The sequence below is a fragment of the Curtobacterium sp. NPDC086286 genome (assembly GCF_044746255.1).
Classification (GTDB): domain Bacteria; phylum Actinomycetota; class Actinomycetes; order Actinomycetales; family Microbacteriaceae; genus Curtobacterium.
This window is the reverse complement of record NZ_JBIVBW010000003.1, coordinates 294062-314629: the sequence shown is the minus strand read 5'-3', so window position 1 is coordinate 314629 and position 20568 is coordinate 294062. Positions and strand designations below refer to the sequence as shown.

At 72.4% G+C, this 20568-nt stretch carries 20 protein-coding genes and 1 tRNA gene; 9 read left to right on the top strand and 12 right to left on the bottom strand.

Annotated elements, in window-relative coordinates; genetic code table 11:
* Positions 1-35: 35 nt before the first annotated feature.
* Complete coding sequence (locus ACIPKM_RS07390) at positions 36-476, bottom strand: VOC family protein (protein ID WP_092385634.1); 441 nt, start codon at positions 474-476, stop codon at positions 36-38.
* A gap of 60 nt (positions 477-536) precedes the next feature.
* On the opposite strand from ACIPKM_RS07390, the gene ACIPKM_RS07385 reads away from it, so the two are divergent.
* On the top strand, positions 537-1571 hold the full coding sequence (locus tag ACIPKM_RS07385) for a nitrilase-related carbon-nitrogen hydrolase (protein ID WP_402736468.1): 1035 nt from the start codon (positions 537-539) through the stop codon (positions 1569-1571).
* The gene (locus ACIPKM_RS07380) at positions 1568-2587 is read left to right on the top strand and encodes an agmatine/peptidylarginine deiminase (RefSeq protein ID WP_402736467.1); all 1020 of its coding nucleotides are present in this window, start codon (positions 1568-1570) and stop codon (positions 2585-2587) included. Before ACIPKM_RS07385 ends, ACIPKM_RS07380 begins: the two co-directional genes overlap by 4 nt.
* Before the next feature lie 3 nt (positions 2588-2590).
* Here ACIPKM_RS07380 and ACIPKM_RS07375 read toward each other — a convergent pair whose 3' ends face one another.
* Positions 2591-3715 (bottom strand): alpha/beta hydrolase, encoded by a 1125-nt coding sequence (locus tag ACIPKM_RS07375; protein WP_402736466.1) that lies wholly within the window; start codon positions 3713-3715, stop codon positions 2591-2593.
* Positions 3716-4018: 303 nt separating this feature from the next.
* Between ACIPKM_RS07375 and ACIPKM_RS07370 the strand changes: the two genes are divergently transcribed.
* Both ACIPKM_RS07370 and ACIPKM_RS07365 read left to right on the top strand, forming a co-directional pair.
* A complete protein-coding gene (locus tag ACIPKM_RS07370) occupies positions 4019-5431 on the top strand; it encodes an APC family permease (protein ID WP_402736465.1) in 1413 nt (470 codons plus the stop codon).
* A gap of 17 nt (positions 5432-5448) precedes the next feature.
* Positions 5449-6834 (top strand): NAD-dependent succinate-semialdehyde dehydrogenase, encoded by a 1386-nt coding sequence (locus ACIPKM_RS07365; protein ID WP_071294249.1) that lies wholly within the window; start codon positions 5449-5451, stop codon positions 6832-6834.
* A gap of 75 nt (positions 6835-6909) precedes the next feature.
* Here ACIPKM_RS07365 and glgX read toward each other — a convergent pair whose 3' ends face one another.
* On the bottom strand, positions 6910-8928 hold the full coding sequence (gene glgX, locus ACIPKM_RS07360; RefSeq protein WP_071294248.1) for a glycogen debranching protein GlgX: 2019 nt from the start codon (positions 8926-8928) through the stop codon (positions 6910-6912).
* 98 nt (positions 8929-9026) lie between these two features.
* Between glgX and ACIPKM_RS07355 the strand changes: the two genes are divergently transcribed.
* On the top strand, positions 9027-9479 hold the full coding sequence (locus ACIPKM_RS07355; protein ID WP_071294247.1) for a hypothetical protein: 453 nt from the start codon (positions 9027-9029) through the stop codon (positions 9477-9479).
* Between the two features lie 119 nt (positions 9480-9598).
* Here the strand turns inward: ACIPKM_RS07355 and ACIPKM_RS07350 are convergent, their stop codons facing one another.
* Entirely contained in the window at positions 9599-10333 is a 735-nt protein-coding gene (locus ACIPKM_RS07350) for an SDR family NAD(P)-dependent oxidoreductase (RefSeq protein WP_071294246.1), read from the bottom strand.
* Between the two features lie 77 nt (positions 10334-10410).
* On the opposite strand from ACIPKM_RS07350, the gene ACIPKM_RS07345 reads away from it, so the two are divergent.
* Positions 10411-10989: a TetR/AcrR family transcriptional regulator gene (locus tag ACIPKM_RS07345; RefSeq protein ID WP_071294245.1), complete on the top strand. Its 579-nt coding sequence runs from the start codon at positions 10411-10413 to the stop codon at positions 10987-10989.
* A 31-nt stretch (positions 10990-11020) separates the two neighbouring features.
* On the opposite strand, the gene ACIPKM_RS07340 is transcribed toward ACIPKM_RS07345, so the two are convergent.
* From ACIPKM_RS07340 to gabT, 6 genes are all read right to left on the bottom strand, one after another.
* The gene (locus ACIPKM_RS07340) at positions 11021-11875 is read right to left on the bottom strand and encodes a hypothetical protein (protein WP_071294244.1); all 855 of its coding nucleotides are present in this window, start codon (positions 11873-11875) and stop codon (positions 11021-11023) included.
* A gap of 51 nt (positions 11876-11926) precedes the next feature.
* Positions 11927-12079 (bottom strand): hypothetical protein, encoded by a 153-nt coding sequence (locus ACIPKM_RS07335; protein ID WP_175475652.1) that lies wholly within the window; start codon positions 12077-12079, stop codon positions 11927-11929.
* A gap of 52 nt (positions 12080-12131) precedes the next feature.
* Positions 12132-12626, bottom strand: a complete 495-nt coding sequence (locus tag ACIPKM_RS07330) for a GNAT family N-acetyltransferase (RefSeq protein WP_071294243.1) — start codon at positions 12624-12626, stop codon at positions 12132-12134.
* Positions 12627-12717: 91 nt separating this feature from the next.
* A complete protein-coding gene (locus ACIPKM_RS07325) occupies positions 12718-14088 on the bottom strand; it encodes an NAD(P)/FAD-dependent oxidoreductase (RefSeq protein ID WP_261645859.1) in 1371 nt (456 codons plus the stop codon).
* Positions 14085-15614: an NAD-dependent succinate-semialdehyde dehydrogenase gene (locus ACIPKM_RS07320; RefSeq protein ID WP_261645860.1), complete on the bottom strand. Its 1530-nt coding sequence runs from the start codon at positions 15612-15614 to the stop codon at positions 14085-14087. The genes ACIPKM_RS07325 and ACIPKM_RS07320 overlap by 4 nt, the downstream gene beginning before the upstream one ends.
* On the bottom strand, positions 15611-16975 hold the full coding sequence (gene gabT, locus ACIPKM_RS07315; RefSeq protein ID WP_261645861.1) for a 4-aminobutyrate--2-oxoglutarate transaminase: 1365 nt from the start codon (positions 16973-16975) through the stop codon (positions 15611-15613). Before gabT ends, ACIPKM_RS07320 begins: the two co-directional genes overlap by 4 nt.
* Before the next feature lie 92 nt (positions 16976-17067).
* Between gabT and ACIPKM_RS07310 the strand changes: the two genes are divergently transcribed.
* Positions 17068-18600 carry a PucR family transcriptional regulator gene (locus tag ACIPKM_RS07310; RefSeq protein ID WP_261645862.1) on the top strand — a complete coding sequence of 511 codons (1533 nt, stop codon included), beginning with the start codon at positions 17068-17070 and terminating at the stop codon, positions 18598-18600.
* A gap of 20 nt (positions 18601-18620) precedes the next feature.
* Positions 18621-19262: a TetR family transcriptional regulator C-terminal domain-containing protein gene (locus ACIPKM_RS07305; protein WP_261645863.1), complete on the top strand. Its 642-nt coding sequence runs from the start codon at positions 18621-18623 to the stop codon at positions 19260-19262.
* Here ACIPKM_RS07305 and ACIPKM_RS07300 read toward each other — a convergent pair.
* Positions 19228-19896, bottom strand: a complete 669-nt coding sequence (locus ACIPKM_RS07300; RefSeq protein WP_402736464.1) for an NUDIX domain-containing protein — start codon at positions 19894-19896, stop codon at positions 19228-19230. The two genes, ACIPKM_RS07305 and ACIPKM_RS07300, sit on opposite strands and share 35 nt — an antisense overlap.
* 86 nt (positions 19897-19982) lie before the next feature.
* Between ACIPKM_RS07300 and ACIPKM_RS07295 the strand changes: the two genes are divergently transcribed.
* Positions 19983-20423, top strand: a complete 441-nt coding sequence (locus tag ACIPKM_RS07295; RefSeq protein ID WP_071294237.1) for a hypothetical protein — start codon at positions 19983-19985, stop codon at positions 20421-20423.
* Positions 20424-20480: 57 nt separating this feature from the next.
* Here the strand turns inward: ACIPKM_RS07295 and ACIPKM_RS07290 are convergent.
* Positions 20481-20567 (bottom strand) — tRNA-Leu (locus tag ACIPKM_RS07290).
* Position 20568 lies beyond the last annotated feature (1 nt).

Below are 20568 nucleotides of genomic sequence, written 5' to 3'. Positions count from 1 at the left end.
CGCGCCGACCGGACAGCCCCTCGGGCGACACCGACTCACGCCCGGGGCGCCGCGAACTCCAGGTTGACGTCGTCCGGGTCCTGCACGGACAGGATCACGAGCCCGAACGGCGGCAGGTCGGTCACCTCGCCGTGCTCGATCCCCGCCGCGTCGAGCCGGCCCACCGCGGCGTGCAGCTCGTCGACCGAGGCGACCCGGAACGACACGTGGTCGAGGCCGACCCGGTCGGCGTCGAACCGGTCCCCCGCCGGCGCGACCGGCCGCAGGCCCAGCGTCTGCCCGCCGAACGTGAAGGAGCACCCGCCGTAGGTCCGCCACGGGTCGTCGTGGATCGTCGGGTCGTCGATCTGGTCGCTGAAGTCGCTCCCCGGTGGCATCCCGAACAACCGCTCGTAGAAGGCCTTGCTGCGTCGGATGTCGGTGACCGTCAACCGGACGTGCGAGAAGCCGAGCGGCGTGACGATGGGTTCGCTCATGCGTCCACACAACACCTCGAGGGGGTTGCGCTCGTTGATCGTGCGATCAACAATGGCGTCATGGACGTCATCACCGGCACACCGCAGCGGTCTCCCCTGCACGAGGACACCGGGCGACCCCGACGCCGCGTGCGCATCGGCCTCGTGCAGTCCCGGTGGCTCGAGGATCCCGCGGCCCACCGTGCACAGCTCGCGGACGGCATCGCGACGGCAGCGGCGAACGGCGCCACCGCGGTGTTCCTCCCCGAGCTGACGCTCTCGCGCTACCCGGGCGACACCCCCGCGACCGGCGCACCGAAGGAGTCGGCCGAGTCGCTCGAGGACGGCCCGACGGTCGCGTTCGCTCGCGCCCAGGCGGCGGAGCACGGGGTGTTCGTGCACGCCTCGCTGTACGAGCGTCCGGCCGCCGACGACCGGCCCGAGGACCCGCGCGGCTACAACACGGCCGTCCTCGTCGCGCCGGACGGCACGCTGGTCGGTCGGACGCGCAAGACGCACATCCCGATCAGCGCCGGCTACTACGAGGACACGTACTTCCGCCCGGGTTCCGACGCCGACGCCTTCCCGGTGTACGAGCCGGCCGGACTCGGCGCCCGCGTGGGCCTGCCGACCTGCTGGGACGAGTGGTTCCCCGAGGTCGCGCGGTCGTACGGTCTCGCCGGCAGCGAGGTCCTCGCGTACCCGACGGCGATCGGGTCCGAGCCGTCCTTCCCCGCGTTCGACACCGCCCCGATCTGGCGGCAGGTCATCGTGGCGAACGGCATCACCTCGGGGCAGTTCATGGTGGTCCCGAACCGCTGGGGCGACGAGGGCGACATCACCTTCTACGGCTCGTCGTTCATCTCCGACCCGTTCGGCCGCGTCCTCGTCGAGGCACCGCGGGACGCGAGTGTCGTGCTCGTCGCGGACCTCGACCTCGACGCCCGCACGGAGTGGCTCCGGCTCTTCCCCTTCTACGTCACGCGCCGTCCGGACCTGTACGACACGCTCGTCGCCCCCGTCGACGAGGAACGCCACGCGTACGGCGCACGCGACGCGATCGACGCGGCCATCGCCGTGGCGGCGACCCCCACCGGACGCGAGGTTCGCGCATGACGTGGGTCATGCCTCCCGAGACCGCCCCGCAGGAACGCACCTGGATGGCGTTCCCGCGGCCCGGGCTGACGCTCGGCGACGACCCGGCGAGCGCCGAGGCGGCGCGTGCCGTCTGGGCGGCGACCGCGAACGCGATCAGCGAGTACCAGGCCGTCACCGTGGTCGTCGACCCGGTCGCCCGCGACGACGCCCGACGCCTCCTGTCCGGCGCCGTGGACGTGCTCGAGGCGCCCCTCGACGACTTCTGGATGCGCGACATCGGTCCGACGTTCGTGGTCGACGACGTGACCGGGGCCCGTGGCGCGGTGGACTGGGTCTTCAACGGCTGGGGCGCGAACCCGTGGTCGACGTGGACGCGCGACGCCGAGGTCGCCGCCACCGTCGCCGCGGCCGCCGGCGTGGAACGGATCCCGTCACTGCTCGTGAACGAGGGCGGGGCGATCCACGTCGACGGGACCGGACGCGTCCTCGTCACCGAGACGGTCCAGCTCGATCCCCGCCGGAACCCCTACGCCGACCGCGCGCGGGTGGAGCAGGAGCTGGCGCGGACGATCGGCGCGACCGACGTGGTCTGGCTGCCCCGTGGCCTGACCCGCGACTACGACGGCTTCGGCACCCGGGGGCACGTCGACATGGTGGCGACCTTCGCCGGCGCCGCGATGGACACCGTGCTGCTGCACGCCCAGCCGGACCCCGGCCACCCGGACCACCTCGTGATGCCGGTCGTCCGACGGGCGATCGAGGAGGCGACGGACGCCACCATCGTCGAGCTGCCCGCACCCGCGACGCTCGCCGACGCCGACGGACCCGTCGACTGGAACTACGTGAACCACGTGGTGGTGAACGGCGCGGTGATCGCGTGCGGGTTCGGGGAGCCGGCGGCGGACGAGCGGGCGCGGGGGATCCTCGCGGACGTGTACCCGGGGCGGGAGGTGCGGACGATCGATGCGCGCGAGGTGTTCGCGCGGGGCGGTGGGCTGCACTGCATCACGCAGCAGGAGCCCGCGGCTCGGTAGACGTCAGGCCGCCGGCGCCCCGAGCCCCACCCGCGGCTGCAACCAGTCGAGCCCCGCGGCGAGCGCCGCCCGCGCCGTCACCCAGCTGTGCCGCCCACCCGGCACCACCCACGTGGCGACGTGCATCCCCGCTGCCCGCGCCCGCCCGGCCATCACGGGCATCACGGGCCCGTAGGTGGTGTCGAGGGCCCCGGCCGCGAAGAACGCGTTCGAGTCCCGGAACGGCGCACCGGCGCGCAGCAGCGCCGCGGGCTGCGCAGCCGCCCACGCCGCCCGGTTCCCGGCGAACCCCTCGTCGACGGTCTTCCTCTCGCTGCCGAGCGTGGGCCCGTCCTCGCCGGAGACGTCGATGAGGTTGCCGAACCGCGAGGGGTCTCCCGCCCCGAGCTGGATCGCGCACGTCCCACCCTGCGAGAACCCGCCGATGGTCCACGCGGAGGCCGCCGTCTGCACCCGCAGGTGGCTCGTCACCCACGCCGGAACGTCCTCGGTGAGGTAGGTCCGGCTGTTGCCGAGCGCCCCGTCGACGCACATCGGGTTCGCCGACCGCGGGCCGAGCTGGTCGGGCACGACGACGATCGGTGCGAGGCCGCGGTCGACGGTCGCGAGCGCGTCCATCGTCTGCTCGATCGCCCCGCCGGTCTGCACGTCCTCGGGACCGGCTCCGCGGGACTGGCCGGACAGGAGCACGTCGACGGGCAGCGCCGGTGGGTCGGCGGTGAGCGCGGCCGGGGGCAGGTACAGCAGGGCCTGGCGTGCGACGAAGTGCGATCGCGTGGCCGGGATGGTCACCCGGAGCAGCCGTCCCTGCGTCGGCAGGTCGGCCGGTGCGGTCCACGTCCTCGCCAGGTCGACGCTCGCCGGCGCGGGAGTGGACCCGGGTGCCTCGGCAGCGGGGATCCCGCCGGCCGCGGTCGCGATCGGGGCGTGCGCGGAGGGGGGTGCGCTCGGCACGGTCGTCGCGCGGGCCGTGGAGGCGCGGCTCGGCTCCGCAGCGACGGCCCGCCCGGCAGCGGCGGAGCCCGTCCCACCCGCACCGGTCGCGTGGGCGATGCCCCACCCACCGGCCGCGCCGAGCGCGAGGCCGACCACCAGCCCGGCGGCGATCAACCCTCGTGTCCGTGTCATCGGTCGTCCTCGTCCGTCGGCGTCCGGCCCGGTGCCGGTCGTGCCGAGCCGATCGTAGGGAGCCGTGCCGGGAGTGCGCCCGCGGTTCCGGCACCGTGGCTGAGCATCTTCCCGGCCGGTCCCAGGCTCCGGTCGGCAAGCGACACCGCGTACATCCCTGCCTCGCATCGTGTACTCCGTGGCGGGTCCGACGCTGCCCACGGCGTCGGTATCGTCAGCGGATCGGTCCACCCGATCAGGTCCGCGCACCGCCGCGCGGACCCCGGCCCCCGCAGCTCCGGCTGCGAGCAGGAGGAACTCCCCATGGCGTCATCGACCATCGTCACCGCCCCGCCCGGCACCGCGCGTGGTGGGTCCCTGAAGCGGAGTCTCGGGCTGTGGGCGATCGTCGGACTCGGCCTCGGGTACATGACGCCGACCGTGGTGTTCGACACCTTCGGCATCGTCTCCGGTGAGACGAACGGCGCCGTGCCGAGTGCGTACCTCATCGCCCTCGTGATCATGCTCCTGACGGCGATCAGCTACGGGAAGATGGTCCGCGTCTACCCGGCCGCGGGTTCGGCCTACACGTACGTGCGGGAGTCGATCCACCCGAACGCCGGCTTCATGGTCGGTTGGGCGTCCCTGCTCGACTACCTGCTGCTGCCGATGGTGAACGCGCTCATCATCCGTCTGTACCTCGAGCAGGTCTTCCCGGCACTGCCCGCGTGGGTGACGGTGGTCGTCTACACGCTGTTCGTCACGACGGTGATCTGCCTGTCGATGCGCGGGACGTCGAACCTCAACATGGTCCTGCTCATCGGGGCGATCCTCGCGATGATCGCGTTCGTCGTCTTCGCCGTGATCGAACTCGTCGAGGGTGCCGGTGCCGGCACGGTGGTCAGCGCCGAGCCCTTCGTGCACGACGGCGTGACGATGTCGGCGCTCCTCACCGGGGCGACCGTCGTGTGCTTCTCGTTCATCGGGTTCGACGCGGTGACGATGTACACGGAGGAGGCGAAGAGCATCCGCATCATGCCGAAGGCGATCCTGCTGACCGTCCTCATCGGTGGGCTCATCTTCCTCGTCTCGGCGTACTTCGCCCAGCTCCGTTTCCCGACCAACGCCCCGTTTGGCGAGTTCACCGACGACCCGCTGCCCCAGATCGGGCTGCTCGTCGGCGGCAGGGTGTTCCAGGCGATCCTCGTCGCCGCCGGGTTCGTCGCCGCGCTCGCCTCGGGCCTGGCCTCGCACGCCAGCGTCGCCCGCATGCTGCTCGTGATGGGCCGCAACAACGTCCTGTCGAAGAAGGTCTTCGGCTACGTGAGCCCGAGGACCCGCACGCCCATCCCGAACGTCGTCATCGTCGGGGCGGTCACGCTCCTCGCGATGACGTTCTCGCTCGACACCATCTCGGCGTACATCAACTTCGGCGCCCTCATCGCGTTCACGTTCGTCAACCTGACGGTCATCGTGCACTTCGCCTGGCGCGAGGGCCGCCGGCACACCGCACGCGACCGGTTCGCCTTCATCGTCCTCCCCGGGGTCGCGATGCTGCTGACCGGTGTTCTCTGGTCTCAGCTGCACGCCGACGCCCTCATCGCCGGCGGCGTCTGGGCCGCGATCGGCTTCGTGTACCTGCTGGTGATCACGAAGGGGTTCCGGATCCAGCCGAAGGGCTTCGACGAGAACCAGCCCGTCACCGGCGTCAACAAGCAGCTGACCGACCAGGTCTGAACCACACAGGAGACACGATGAACGACACGGCCACCGTCTACGCGGTCACCGACCCGGCCACCGGCCAGACCCTCGCCACGTTCCCGACGATCACCGACGACGAGCTCCGCGCGGCGATCGACACCGCCGACCGCACGCACGCCCAGTGGTCGCGCACGAGCACCGTCGCCGACCGCGCCGCGCTGCTGCACCGCGTCGCCGAGCTGTACCGGGAGCGTCGGGACGACCTCGCCGCGACGATCGTCCGCGAGATGGCGAAGCCGATCGACCAGGCCGTGGGCGAGGTCGACTTCTGCGCCGACATCTACGACTACTACGCGGACCACGCCGAGGAGTTCCTCGCCGACCAGCCGATCACCCTGGCGGACGGCAGCGAGGGCAGCGCGTTCATCCGGAAGTCCTCGATCGGCGTCCTGCTCGGCATCATGCCGTGGAACTTCCCCGCGTACCAGATCGCCCGGTTCGCCGGTCCGAACCTCGTCATCGGCAACACCGTCCTGCTCAAGCACGCCCCGCAGTGCCCGGAGTCCGCACTCGCGATCGAGCAGGTCTTCCACGACGCGGGCTTCCCCGAGGGCGCGTACACGAACGTCTTCGCCACGAACGACCAGGCAGCCGACGTCATCGCCGACCCGCGCGTCCAGGGCGTCTCCCTCACCGGCTCCGCACGCGCCGGTGCCGCCGTCGCGGAGATCGCCGGCCGCAACCTCACGAAGGTCGTCCTCGAGCTCGGCGGCTCGGACCCGTTCGTCCTGCTGTCGACCGACGACCTCGACGCCGTGGTCGGATCAGCCGTCGCCACCCGCCTCGAGGGCAACGGCCAGGTCTGCAACGCCGCGAAGCGCTTCCTCGTCGCCGACCACCTGTATGACGACTTCCTGGCCAAGTTCACCGACGCGATGGCCGCGGTCTCACCCACCGACCCGACCACGCCCGGTGCCGAACTCGGTCCGCTGTCCTCCCCCGCCGCTGCCGACCGGCTGCAGGAGCAGCTCGCGGCCGCGACCGCCCAGGGCGCCACCGTCGTCACCGGCGGCCAGCGTCAGGGGAACGCCTTCACCCCGACGGTCCTGACCGGCGTCACGCCCGACAACGACGCGTACCGCGAGGAGTTCTTCGGCCCCGTCGCCGCCGTCTACCGGGTCGAGGACGAGGATGCCGCGATCACGATCGCGAACGACACCCCGTACGGCCTCGGCTCGTACCTCTTCACGACCGACGCCGAGCAGGCGCTGCGCGTCGCCGACCGCATCGAGGCCGGGATGGTCTACGTGAACATCGTCGGCGCGGACAGCCCGGAGCTCCCCTTCGGCGGCGTCAAGGCGAGCGGCTTCGGCCGCGAGCTCGGCCCGCTCGGGGCCGACGAGTTCGTCAACAAGAAGCTGATCCGCATCGGCGGCTGACGCCCGCGACCCGGCCCACGGGCGGACGGGAGGCGCGGTGCCGGCTGGCACCGCGCCTCCCGTCCGTCAGATGGTCTAGACCAGCGCCGTGAACGACGCGTCGCGCACCAGCACGGTCGACGCGTCGTCGCCGACGGCCTGGTCCGGGTCGCTCGACAGCCCGAGGGACCAGCGCCCGCCACCCGGCTTCTCCGGCAGGGTGAACTCGACGGTGGTCTCCGACGCGTTGAGCAGCACCGCCACCGTGTCGTCGCCCTGCTGCAGGACGAGCATGACCGCCCGGTTGCCGCCGTCCGCCCAGTCGGCGTCGTCGAACCCCTTCGCGTCGGCACGGAGCACGTCCACCGTGGACGCCGAGTCGCCCGGGGCCGTTCGGTACCACTCGGGACGCAGGGACACGTGGTCGCGGCGGAATGCGATCGCCTCGGTCGTGAAGGCCAGCAGGTCCCGGTCGGCCGCGGCCCAGTCGAACCACGAGATCTCGTCGTCCTGGCAGTAGGCGTTGTTGTTGCCGCCCTGCGACCGGGCGATCTCGTCGCCGCCGAGGATCATCGGCACGCCCGCCGACAGCAGCAGCGTGCCGAGGAAGTTGCGGCGCTGCCGGTTCCGGTAGTCGTTCACCACGCCGTCCTCGGTCGGACCCTCGACGCCGCCGTTGAACGAGGTGTTGTCGCTCTCGCCGTCATTGTTGTCCTCGCCGTTCGCCTCGTTGTGCTTCTCGGCGTACATCGTCAGGTCCGCCAGGGTGAAACCGTCGTGGGCGGTGACGAAGTCGACCGAGCACAGCGGCGAGCGCCGTGACCCCTCGTAGACGTCCGGGCTGCCGAGCACCCGCTGCACGGCGTCACCGAGGGTGCCCGCATCGCCGCGCCAGAACGCGCGCAGGTCGTCGCGGTACTTGCCGTTCCACTCCGACCAGTCCGCCGGGAAGCCGCCGACCTGGTAGCCGGCGGTGTCCCACGGCTCGGCGATCATCTTCACCTCGCGGAGCACCGGGTCCTGGTGGATGATGTCGAGGAACGCCGAGTGCTTCTCCGCCTCGCCGCCCTGACGGGTCAGCGTCGTCGCGAGATCGAAGCGGAAGCCGTCGACGTGCATCTCCTCGACCCAGTACCGGAGCGAGTCCATGACGAGGCCGAGCGCCGCGGGGTGCGACACGTTGAGGCTGTTGCCCGTGCCGGTCGTGTCGAAGTAGTTCGCCTCGTCGCCCTCGACCAGGCGGTAGTACGACTCGTTGTCGATGCCCTTGAACGAGAGCGTCGGGCCCATGTGGTTGCCCTCGGCCGTGTGGTTGTAGACGACGTCCATGATGACCTCGAGGCCGGCGGCGTGCAGGGCCTGCACCATCGCCTTGAACTCGGCGACCTGCTGGCCGGCGGTGCCGGACGAGGAGTACTCGTCGTGGGGGGCGAAGAACCCGATGCTGTTGTAGCCCCAGTAGTTGCGGAGGCCCTTGTCGGCGAGGGTCGAGTCCTGCACGAACTGGTGCGTCGGCAGGAGCTCGACGGCGGTCACCCCGAGGTCGGTGAGGTGCTTGATCGCCGCCGGGTGCGCGAGTCCGGCGTACGTGCCGCGGATCTCCTCGGGCACGTCCGGGTGCTGCTTCGTGAAGCCCTTGACGTGGACCTCGTACACGACCGTGTCGGCGAGGGCCGTGCGGGGTCGCGCGTCGTCGCCCCAGTCGAAGTCGCGGTCGGCGACGACGGACTTCGGCATCGCAGCGGCCGAGTCGGTCTCGTCGATCCGCTCAGGGTCCTGCATGTCGTGGCCGAACAGTGCCTGGCCCCACTGGTACGTGCCGTCGACGGCAGTGGCGTACGGGTCGAGCAGCAGCTTCGCCGGGTTGTGGCGGAGGCCCTTCGCCGGGTCCCATGCGCCGTGGACGCGGAAGCCGTAGCGGGTCCCCACGGTCACGTCCGGGACGACGTCGTGGAAGGTGTAGCCGGTGCGGTTCGTGAGCTCGGTGCGGTGTTCGGTGCCGTCCTCGTCGAACCGGCAGAACTCGACGCGCTCGGCGGTGCTGGAGAAGAGAGCGACGTTCGCGCCGCCGTCGACGAGTGTCACGCCGAGCGGGGTGCGGGAAGAAGTGGTCATGTCGTCGTTCTACCGGTCGGCGACTGTGTCCCCGGCTCGCCGACGTACCCCGTCGCCGAGCGTGGTGCGCAGCGCAACTCCGGTCCTAGGATCGCCACGTGACCACCGGTGTCCCGCGCTCCCGCCCCGTCCTCGTGACCGCTGCCGTCGTGCTGTGGCTCGTGCTGTTCGCGTGCGACCTGGTCACACGACTCGTGGACCTGCCCGGAACGGTGTCGTCCGGTGGCCCCTGGGCCCTCGTGCCGGTCGCCATCGGCCTGGCGATCCTCGGCTGGTTCGTGTTCGGTGCACTGCGCGTCGGCCGCGGCTCCGGACGCGCGCGGTTCTGGATGGCGGTGCTCGGTGTGGTCGGAGCCATCGGCGCCCTCCTGCCGCCGTACGGACTCACCACCGCGAACGGCGTACTGGGTGCCGTCGCCGCGTTCCTGCCGTACCTGCCCGCTGCTCGCGGGTACTTCCCGCCACGCCAGCGCCCTGCTGCCCGGGTCGCGCAGCCGCGGGTGGTCGGTTGGGACCCGGACACCGGCGAGCCCATCCGCGCCGCCGACTGACGAGGGCGCGGACCGACGCTGTCCTGCTCCCGGTCCTTCGTGGCAACTGGACGAAGCGCAGGAGGACTGGAGGCGCGGTGCGAGCTGACACCGCGCCTCCTGTCCGTCAGCGGGTCGCGTCAGACCGCGATCCGACCACCGTCCACCGGCACGACCGCGCCGTGCACGAACGAGGCCGAGTCGGTGGCGAGGAAGACGATCGCCTCGGCGATCTCCCTGGCCGTGCCCGGCCGGCCGGCCGGACCGGCAGCGGCGAGCTGGTCGAGGCTCTCCCCCATGGCCGCGGTGCCCTCGGTGCGGGTCGGGCCGGGGCTCACGGCGTTGACGCGGACCCCGGCGGGGCCGAACTCCGCCGCCCACGACTTCGTCAGCAGGACGAGCGCCGCCTTCGTCGAGCCGTACAGCCCCATGCCGGCCGCACCGAACTCGGCGACCATCGTCGTGACGTTCACGATCGCGCCCGCACCGCGCTCCGCCATGCCCGGAGCGAGAGCAGCGACCAGGAAGTACGGCGCCTTCACGTTGACGTCGTAGACTTCGTCGAAACCCTCCGAGGTGGTGTCAGCCGTCGCGCCGAAGGGGAAGATGCCCGCGCTGTTGACGAGCACGTCGACCTGGCCGCCTCCGATCGCGAGTGCCGCCTCGGCGAGCTCCTTCGCGCTGGCGGCGTCACGCAAGTCCGCCCGGACGAAGTCGGCCGTGCCCCCGGCCGCACGGATCCCCCGTACGACCTCATCACCCCGCTCGGCGTTCCGGCCGGAGACGACGACGTGCATCCCCTCCGCGGCGAGGCGTTCGGCGGTGGCGCGGCCGATGCCGCTGGTGGATCCGGTGACGAGGGCGGTGGTGGTCATGGTCGATGTCCTAACTGAACAGATCGGTTTGGTTGAACTGCTGGTAACTGTACAGATCAGTGCAGTAAAGTCAAACCATGTCCGACACGTCGACCCCCCGAACCCGCCGCCGACCCGCGTACGAGCGCGCGGTCGCCACGGCCGACCGGCTCTTCTACGAGCAGGGGATCCACGCGGTCGGGGTGGACCAGGTCGCTGCCGAGGCGGACATCTCGAAGGCGAGCCTCTACACGCACTTCCGGACGAAGGACGACCTCGTGCTCGGCTACCTGCAGGGACGGAGCCGGTCGTGGCAGGAGCACGTCGCCGCCGAGCTCCCCGGGCGCGGGAGCACGCCACGCGACCGCGTCCTGGCGGTGTTCGACCTGCTCGGGGAGTGGTTCGCGGCTCCGGGCTACCGGGGCTGCCCGTTCATCAACGTCGAGGCGGAGTACGGCGCCGGGCACCCCACGCACGAGGTGACGCTCGAGCACCGCACGTGGGTCCGGGGACTCTTCACGTCACTGCTCGCGGAGGCCGACGCGGCCGATCCGGACGGCACGGCGCTGCAGCTCTGCCTGCTCTACGACGGTGCGATGGCGAGCGCGCAGGCTGATCCGTCGCGGCCCTGGGCGGCGGCGGCGCGGGCGGCCGCCGAACGGCTCGTCGGCGCCTGACCGGGCGGGATCCGCTGGACAGCACCCGGGGTCAGAGTCGACCCGGCACGAGACGCAGCCGCGGCGGCCGGAGCTGTGCCAGCGTGCTGTCGGCAGCGCACCGGTACCGGATGACGTCGTCGTCGATGGGGGCGGAAGCAGACTCGGCCGGAGCCCACAGCAGCTCGTCCCGGTCGTCCCGACCGCACGGCCGGACCGCTGGGCGCTCGAGGATCGCCGTCCAGACTTCGGAGACCCGCTCGGCGGCCCGACTGTCCAACACCACGCGGAAGCCTCCGGACTGCAGCGAATCCGTCCGCCCACGACGCCGGAGCCCGATCGGCACGTCGAAGGCCGGCCACCGGTCCGAGGCCGCGAGGTGCCGCAGCCAATCGTCCACCGGGAGCCGGTCGATCCACCGGAAGGCGATGGTCGAGTTCGCAGCGACCACGGCCTGGTGGCGGTCGACGCCGTCCACCAGGAACACCCCCTGGTTCCGCAACGGGAACCGCACCCGCCGACGACGAAGTGCGTGTGCGGTCGCCAGCACCTCACGCGATGAGTGGTTGACGAGGCGTCCCGATACCACCACCTCGACGTGCAGGCGCTCGTCACGTGCTCGTCGCGGCGAGACGCCCTCGCCCGGAACGAGGCCGGGGTCCGTCTGGGCGCCGGGCTCCCAGACCTCCGTGTCGGTCGCCCACCGGTACGTGACCGCGTCGAGCACCATGTCGACGGTCGGTTGCCAGGAGCCGACCCACGCGGCGTGCCCGAGCTGGTTCTGCTGATCCGCCGCGCGCTCGGCCGCCCGACCCGCCCGCCATGCGACGACGGCGGACGCGACCGCCACCGGGACACTCACCGTCGCGGCCACCGCACTGATCGCCGCAGCGGTCATCTCGTCCATGCCACGATCATCGCAGGGGCCGCCGACGCCGCGCGGGACGACCAGGGCGGACTACTGCGGGTCGGCCGGCTCGCCGCCCGAGTCGTGGTCGCTGTCCTGCTCCGGGTCCTTCGTGGCGTCGCCCGAGGGCGAGCCGTCCGGCAGGTCCTCGGTGTACTGCCGCTCGGCGTCGGTGGGGTCGCTGGTTCCGCTGGTGTCGCTCATGTCCCGGACCGTACGCGCGCTGCGTCCAGTGTCCGTCCAGGACGGGCGTCGGTCAGCGGACGAGCCGCACGGTGGAGCCGATCGGGCCGAAGCTCGACGTTGCGCCGTCCGGCACGAATCCGTTCCGTCGGTAGAAGGCGTGCGCACGCGGGTTGTCCTCGGCGACCCACAGCGATGCCGGACGGTCACCGAGGACCGCGTCGAGGAGCGCTTGACCGCTGCCGTCGCCGTGGGCGCGCCCGAGCACGTACAGCATCGTGAGTTCCTCGGGTCGGACGGCGTCGGGCTCGGTCGACGCCTCCACCGCGGCGAAGCCGACGATCCCGTCAGCGCCGTCGGCCACCACGGCCGCGAACGTCCCCTGGGCGAGGTTCGCGCGCCACATGTCGAGTCGCCGGCCGAGGTCGAACCACGGGTCGGTGTCCGGGTCGTCCACGAACCGGCCGTAGGTCTCGCGCCACGATGTGGTGTGCACCCTGGCGATGCCCTCGGCGTCGGCGGTCGTCGCCGGGCGGATCACCACGGCCTCGTCGTGCGGGTCTCCCATGGGACGACCGTACCGGCCGAACCCACACCGATGACGGACGGGAGGCGCGGTGCCAGCCCGCACCGCGCCTCCCGTCCGTCTCGGCGTCGGTCTACTGCACCGCCGGCTGCGGCAACGAGGCGAGGATCTCGGCCGCCGCTTCGCGGCCCATCCGCACCGCCCCGTCCACGTGCTGGTACCCGTGCCCGGCGAGGTCGCTCGACGCGAACCGGATCGGGCCGACGGCAGCGCGCTGGTCGGCGCCGTACCGGACGAGCCCGCCCAGGTCGAAGCTCGCCGCGTAGGCGCCACGGGTCCACTCCTCGGTGCCCCAGTCGCTCTCGTAGTAGACGACCGGTCGGCGCGCCTCGTCGCCGTAGTAGTGCGCGAGCGAGTCGAGCACGCGGGCCTTGCGCTCCTCGGCGGAGAGGGCGAAGACGTCGTCGGCGTGCTGGTCGGACACGAACCCGACGAGCGTGCCCTGCTCCTGCCCGTACGAGGTGTTGTCGTACGCCTCGTGCACGAGCTCGTACGGGCTGAACGCGGTGCCGGACAGCCCGGCGCCGCGCCAGAACGGCCGGTCGTAGACGGCGTGCACCTTGATGACGAACCCCATCGACAGGTGCTGGTGCAGCTGGTGCTGGCGACGCGGCAGCGGCGGCTCGTACGAGATGCGGGAGTACAGGGGCGGCGGGACGGCCACGAGTGCCTGGCGGGCACGGACCTCGATGCCGCCGTCGGCGAGCGCTGTGACGCCCTCGTCGTCCCAGCGCAGGGTGCGCACCGGGGCGTTCAGGTGGACGTCCGCACCGAGCCGGGCGGCGAGCCGCTCGGACACCTGCTGCATGCCGCCGACGACGCGCTTGTCGAGGATGAAGTCGGCGTCGACGAGGTTCGAGAAGCTCCCGGCCGAGGCGGCCATGAGCAGGGCCTGCAACGCCGAGAAGGCGTGCGCGGGCTTGGTCAGCATGGCGCCGGCGATGAAGAGCTCGACGTTGTCGGTCGCGACCCGGTCGTCGCTCAGCGTGTGCAGCCAGGCGCGGAACGAGGTCTCGTCGAGCGCGGCGGCGTGGGGCGCTTCCCAGGGGCGCGCCGGGTCGACCGTCGCCACGTACTCGTCGACGACGGCGACGAGCCGCTCGATCTCGGCGGCGGTGGCCTCCGGCAGCGGGAAGATGTCGCCGGTGTACTCGGTGCGGGTGCCGTGCTCGTCGATGTAGACGCTGGAGCCCTCGCGGTAGCGGTCGTACGTCTCGAGTCCGAGTTCGTCGAGGGTCTCGAGCAGGGCGGTCTGGTCCGGGGAGACCCACTGGCCGCCGATCTCGAGGGTGACGCCCTCGATGTCGTTCGTCCACGTGCGGCCACCGACGCGGTCGCGGGCCTCGAGCACGGCCACGCGCTTCCCCTCGGCGACGAGGCGGGTCGCGGCGATGAGGCCGGTGACCCCGGCGCCGATGACGACGACGTCCTTCTCGATGGTCATCGCTGCGCTCCCTTCGGGCGCCCGAACGGGTCGGGCGTCAACGTGTACATGGTCTCGAGGTACTCGGCGATGCCCTCGCCGCCGCCCTCGCGTCCGAGGCCGGACTGCTTGACCCCGCCGAACGGTGCCGAGGCGTTCGAGACGACACCGGTGTTGAGCCCCAGCATGCCCGTCTCGAGCCGTTCCGTGAGGCGCTGTCCGCGCGCGGGGTCCTCGGTGAACGCGTAGCCGACGAGCCCGTACTCGGTGTCGTTCGCCGCCGCGACGGCCTCGTCCTCGGTCGAGAACGTCCGGATCGCCAGGACGGGTCCGAAGATCTCGTCGCGGAGCAGGTCGCTGCCGGGCTGCACGTCGGTGATGACGGTGGGCGCGTAGAACGTGCCGGGGCCGTCGACGGGGTGGCCGCCGGTCCGGAGGGTCGCACCGCGCTCGAGGGCGTCGGTGACGAGCCGGTGCGCCTTGTCGACGGCGCGCTGGTCGATGAGCGGGCCGATGGCGACGCCGTCCTCGGTCCCACGGCCGACGGACATGGCCGCGACGCGGTCGGTGAGCCGGCCGGCGAACTCCTCGGCGACGTCCTCGTGCACGAGGAACCGGTTGGCCGCGGTGCACGCCTGCCCGGTGTTCCGGAACTTCGCGGCGAGCGCTCCCTCGACCGCGAGGTCGAGGTCCGCGTCGGCGAACACGAGGAACGGGGCGTTGCCGCCGAGCTCCATGCTCGTCCGCAGCACGTTCTGCGCCGCCTGGGCGAGGAGCGTCCGGCCGACCGGCGTCGATCCCGTGAACGACAGCTTCCGGAGTCGCGGGTCGGCGATGATCGGCTCGGAAAGCGCACCGGCGCGCGTGGTCGGCACGACGTTGACGACCCCGGCCGGCACGCCCGCCTCGACCAGCAGGTCGGCGAACAGCAGGGTGGTGAGCGGGGTGAGCTCGGCGGGCTTCACGACGACCGTGCACCCGGCGGCGAGCGCGGGGGCGATCTTGCGGGTGGCCATCGCGAGGGGGAAGTTCCACGGGGTGATGAGGAACGCCGGGCCGACGGGCTTGTGGCTGACGATCGCACGGCCGGTGCCCTCGGGGTTGGTGCCGTAGGACCCGCCGATGCGGACGGCCTCCTCGGAGAACCAGCGGAGGAACTCACCGCCGTAGGTGACCTCGCCGTTCGCCTCGGCGAGCGGCTTCCCCATCTCGAGCGTCATGAGGAGGGCGAAGTCGGCGCGGCGCTCCTGGAGCAGGTCGAAGGCGCGGCGCAGCACCTCGGCTCGCTCGCGCGGCGGGGTCGTCGCCCAGCCGTGCTTCGCCGCTTCGGCGGCGTCGAGTGCCGCGACACCGTCTTCGGGGGTTGCGTCGGCGATCTCGAGGAGCGTCTCACCGGTGGCGGGGTCGACGACGCCGAACGTGCCGCCGTCGGCTGCCGGTCGCCAGGTGCCGTCGACCAGGAGGCCCGTGGGGACCTTCGCGAGCAGCTCGCGTTCGGCGTCGGTGCGCTGGGTGGCCTGCTGGCTGGTCTGCTGGGTGTCGGTCATGCTGCTGCGAGTCCTTCCAGGACGATGTCGAGCCCCTCGTGGAGCAGGTCGTCGTCGATCGCGAGCGGGGGGAGGAAGCGGAGGACGTTGCCGTACGTCCCCGCGGTGAGGGCGATCACGCCGTGCTCGTACGCGTACCGTACGACCCGTCCGGTGAGCGCGGCGTCGGGTTCCCCGGTCGCCGGGTCGACGAGTTCGATCGCGATCATGGCGCCGCGGCCGCGGACGTCGCCGATGCGGGGGTCGGTCGCCTGCGCGGCGCGGAGTCGTCCGAGCAGCACGTCGCCGATCTCGGCAGCGCGTTCGACCAGGCCCTCGTGCTCGAAGGCGTGGATCGCGGCGAGTGCTGCGGCGCAGGCGACGGGGTTGCCGCCGTACGTGCCGCCGAGTCCGCCGACGTGGGCGGAGTCCATGATCTCGGCGCGCCCGGTGACGGCGGAGAGCGGCATCCCGCCGGCCATGCCCTTGGCGGTGGTGACGATGTCGGGGACGATGCCCTCGTGCTCGCTCGCGAACATGGCGCCGGTGCGGGCGAACCCGGTCTGCACCTCGTCGGCGATGAACACGACGTCGTTCGCGGTGGTCCACTCCGACAGCGCGGCGAGGAACCCGGGTGCCGGGACGACGAAGCCGCCCTCGCCCTGGATCGGCTCGACGAGCACCGCGGCGGTGTTCTCCGCGCCGACCTGCTTCTCGATCTGGCTGATCGCGCGCTTCGCCGCCTCGGCACCGGACAGTCCGCCGTCGCGGAACGGGTACGACATCGGGACGCGGTAGACCTCGGGCGCGAAGGGACCGAAGCCGTTCTTGTACGGCTGGTTCTTCGCGGTGAGCGCCATCGTGAGGTTCGTCCGCCCGTGGTAGGCGTGGTCGAACACCACGATCGCCTGCCGACCGGTGTGCTTGCGGGCGATCTTCACCGCGTTCTCGACCGCCTCGGCACCGGAGTTGAAGAGCGCGCTCCGCTTCTCGTGGTCGCCGGGGGTGAGCCGGTTGAGCGCCTCGGCGACCTCGACGTACCCGTCGTAGGCGGCGATGGTGAAGCAGGTGTGCGTGAACGCCTGGACCTGCTGCTGCACGGCGTCGACCACGCCCGGGTGGGCGTTGCCGACGCTCGTCACGGCGATCCCGGAGCCCAGGTCGACGAACGAGTTGCCGTCCGCGTCGACGACCACGCCCCCGCCGGCCGCGACGACGGCGATCGGCACCGCGACCCCGACGCCGGACGCCACGGCGGCGGCCTTGCGTTCGAAGAGCGCTCGGGAGCGGGGGCCCGGCACCTCCGTGACGAGCCGCCGTTCCTGGGGCAGCGAGGGGCCGCCCGCGGCGGCGCTGGTCGAGGGTGCGACGGTGGAGGACATGCCGCGATCGTAGGAGCCACTCCCCTGCGGTGCCGCTGTCCACCGCGTACACCGGCGGCCACCTCGATCGACGCAGCGGATAGGGTGCACCCATGCCCGCGACCCTGCGCTCCCTGCTCCACCGCGCCGACCTGCGGCTCCGGCTCCTGACGGCCACCGACGCAGCCCTCGATGCGCCGCTGTCCTGGTTGCACAGCTCCGACCTCGAGGACCCGACGCCGTTCCTCGCTGACGGGCAGGGGCTGCTCACCACCGGCACGCAGTTCGGCGACGACACCGAGGTCACGGCGGCGGTCGCGGACGCCTACGTCGCCCGACTGCTGCGCCGGGGCGTCGTCGCGCTCGGCTTCGGGGACGAGGTCGTGCGCACCGGCACCCCGCCGCAGCTCGTCGACGCCTGCACCCAGCAGGGACTCGCACTCTTCGAGGTCCCGTACGAGACCTCCTTCATCGCCGTCGCGCAGGCGAACGCGGACGCCGTCGCCCGTGACGCCAACGCCCGCAACGCCTGGGCCCTCGCCGCGCAGCGGGCCATCTCGCTCGCGGCCATGCGCCCCGACGGCCTCGGGGCGACCATCGCCGAGCTGTCCCGGCAGCTCGACGGGTGGGTCGGCCTCTTCGACGTCTCCGGACGGCTCGACCGCGGTCACCCGGCCGACGGTGTCCCCGTTGAGGACCTCGAGGTGCTCCGGACCGAGGCGCTCCGGCTCCTCCGAGCCGGCCAGCGGGCGAGCCTGCCCGTGACGACCGAGCACCGCACCGGGTTCTCGCTGCAGACCCTCGGCAGCGGCGGCCACCTCAGCGGCGTGCTCGCCATCGCGAACGGCGGCGCGCTCGACCGGGCCGGCCGCGAGGTCGTCACCGCCGTGATCGCCCTGGCCGGACTCGCACTGCAGCAGAACCGCGAACTCGCCCGTGCGCGCGGGCTCCTCCGCACCGGGCTCCTCACCATGCTGTCGGTGGGCGACCCCGCCGTCGTGGACACGACCTCGCGCGAGGTGTGGGGACCGCTGCCGGCCGAACCCGTCCGGATCGCCGCCGTCGACGTCCCCGACCAGGACCTCGACACCGTGGTCGACTGGCTCGAGCTGTGGGTGCAGGACCGCCCCGGCCGGCTCTTCTTCGCGGCGGACGACGAACTGTTCCTCTGCGTCGGCGCGGAGGACACCGCGATCGTCGAGGAACTCGTGGACCGCTTCGACCTGCACGCCGGGCTCTCCGACGGCGCCTCGTACCGGTACTTCGGCCGTGCGCGGACCGAGGCGGTGCAGGCACTCGACCGCCGTCGCGAGGGGCGACCCGGCACCACCGAGTTCGGCGACCTCGCCCGCGAGGGGGTGCTCGCCCACCTCGCCCACGTGGACGTCGACGCCGGTGCCGTCGCCCGCGCGTTCCTCGCACCCCTGCTCGACCACGACCGGACGGCCGGCACCGAGCTGACCCGCACAGTTCGGACCTGGCTCGAGCAGAACTGCGAGTACGACCGCACCGCCCAGGCACTCGGCATCCACCGGCACACCGCCCGCGCGCGGGTCGAGCACGCCGGACGGCTGCTCGAACGGGACCTGTCGGTGTTCGCCACCCGCGCCGACCTCTGGGCGGCGTTCGTCGTCGAGGGCGCGTGAGGCGCGCCTAGGCTGGCGTCGTGCCGACCACTCCGACCCGCCGGCGCCTCAGCCCGGTCGAGCGGGAGGCCCAGATCGCCGACGCGGCCGTCGCCGTCGCCCGCGCCGAGGGCCTCGCCGCCGTGACCCTGCGCGGTGTGGCCGCTGCGATCGGCGTGGCGCCCTCGCTCGTGGCGCACTACCGCCCGGTGATGGAGGACCTCGTCGGCGACACCTTCCGCACCGTCGCGAGCGCCGAGGTGGCCGAGGTCCGCCGGATCGTGCACGAACGGTCCGACCCGACCGCACGCCTGGGGACCCTGCTGGCCTGCATCGCCGACCCCACCCGGGACGACGTCGCCGCGCTCTGGGCCGACGCGTGGAGCCTCGGCCGGACCAACGGTGCGCTCGCCACCGCCGCGCGTGACGCCATGGACGACTGGCAGGCGCTCGCGACCGGGGTGGTCCGCGACGGCGTCCGCGACGGGGTCATGCACACCGACGAGCCGGACGCGGTCGGCCGGCTGCTGTTCGCGCTCGTGGACGCCACGAACGGGTACGCCCTCGTGGACTACCTCGACCGGCCGACGCGCGAGGGCCTCGTCCGCACGACGATCGCGCACGCCGTCGGGCTGGACGCCGCTGCCCTCAGCGCTGCAGGGCCACCCACTGCAGGAGCATGATCGTCTTGCCGTCGGCGATGCGCCCGTCCGCGACCATCGCCAGGGCCTCGTCCGACGGGAGCTCGAGCACCTCGATGTCCTCGCCCTCGTCCTCCAGCCCGCCGCCGGCGTGCACGAGGTCGGCGGGCGTGTAGGCACCGACGTACCCGTGCACGCGCTCGGTCACGGACCCGGGGCTCATGAACGCGTCGAACACCTTCGTGACGGTGCCGAGCCGGATGCCGAGCTCCTCCGCCGCCTCGCGCCGCACGGCCGTCTCCGGGTCGTCCTCGTCGAGGAGCCCCGCCGCCGCCTCGACGAGCATCCCGTCCGGGTGGCCGTTGACGTAGGCGGGCCAGCGGAACTGCCGGGTGAGCAGCACGGTGTCGCGCTCGGGGTCGTGGGGCAGCACGGCAGCACCGTTGCCACGGTCGTAGGTCTCGCGCTGCTGCCGGTCCCAACGACCGTCACGGCGCCGGACGTCGAGGGTCGTCCGGCGGAGCACGTGCCAGCCGTCCGAGACGACCTCGACGTCACGGACGACCACGTCCGGGTTGCGGTCGAGGTCGCGGCCGACGGCGTCGAGCCCGGTGCGACCACGGGCGTCCGGGACGGTGGTACCGGGTCGGGGGTCGGTCGTGCGCGCGTCGTCCACGTCGTCACGCTAGCGTCCCGCCGGCGCGGGCAGGCCGCCGGTACGATCGTCACGCCGCACCAGGGAGCGGCGGGGACGGGGAGCACATGACGACGACGGACGATCTGCGACGTTCCCGACCGACCCCGCCTCCGGTCGTCCGGACGGCGGTCGTCCTCTGGGCCGTCTGGCTGGTCGTCGGCGTCGTCTCCACCGTCGTCGTCTCGGTGTCCGGATCGGGACTGACCGGGGTCGGCGGCGTCCTCGCACTCGTGCTGTCGTTCGTCGTCTGGGCCGCCGTCGCCGCTGCGACGATCCTGGTGCTCCGCGGGTCCGCGGTGGCCCGGATCGTGCTCGTGGCGATCGCAGCGCTCCGTGCCGTCCTGAGCATCACCGACGGTGGCCTGTCCACCGTCCTGATCCTGGTCTCGGTCGTCGCCGCGGTGCTGCTCTTCCTGCCCAGCGCACGCCCGTTCTTCCGGCGCGCCGACGGTGTCGAGCCGAGCCGCGCCTCCAGGCCGACGGATCCCGACCACCCTCGGAACTGACGCCGCTGCGGAATGCGAAGAGGCCCCCGGATCTCTCCGGGGGCCTCTTGCGTTGCCTGGTGCGCGAGGGGGGACTTGAACCCCCACGCCGTTTCCAGCACACGGACCTGAACCGTGCGCGTCTACCAATTCCGCCACTCGCGCC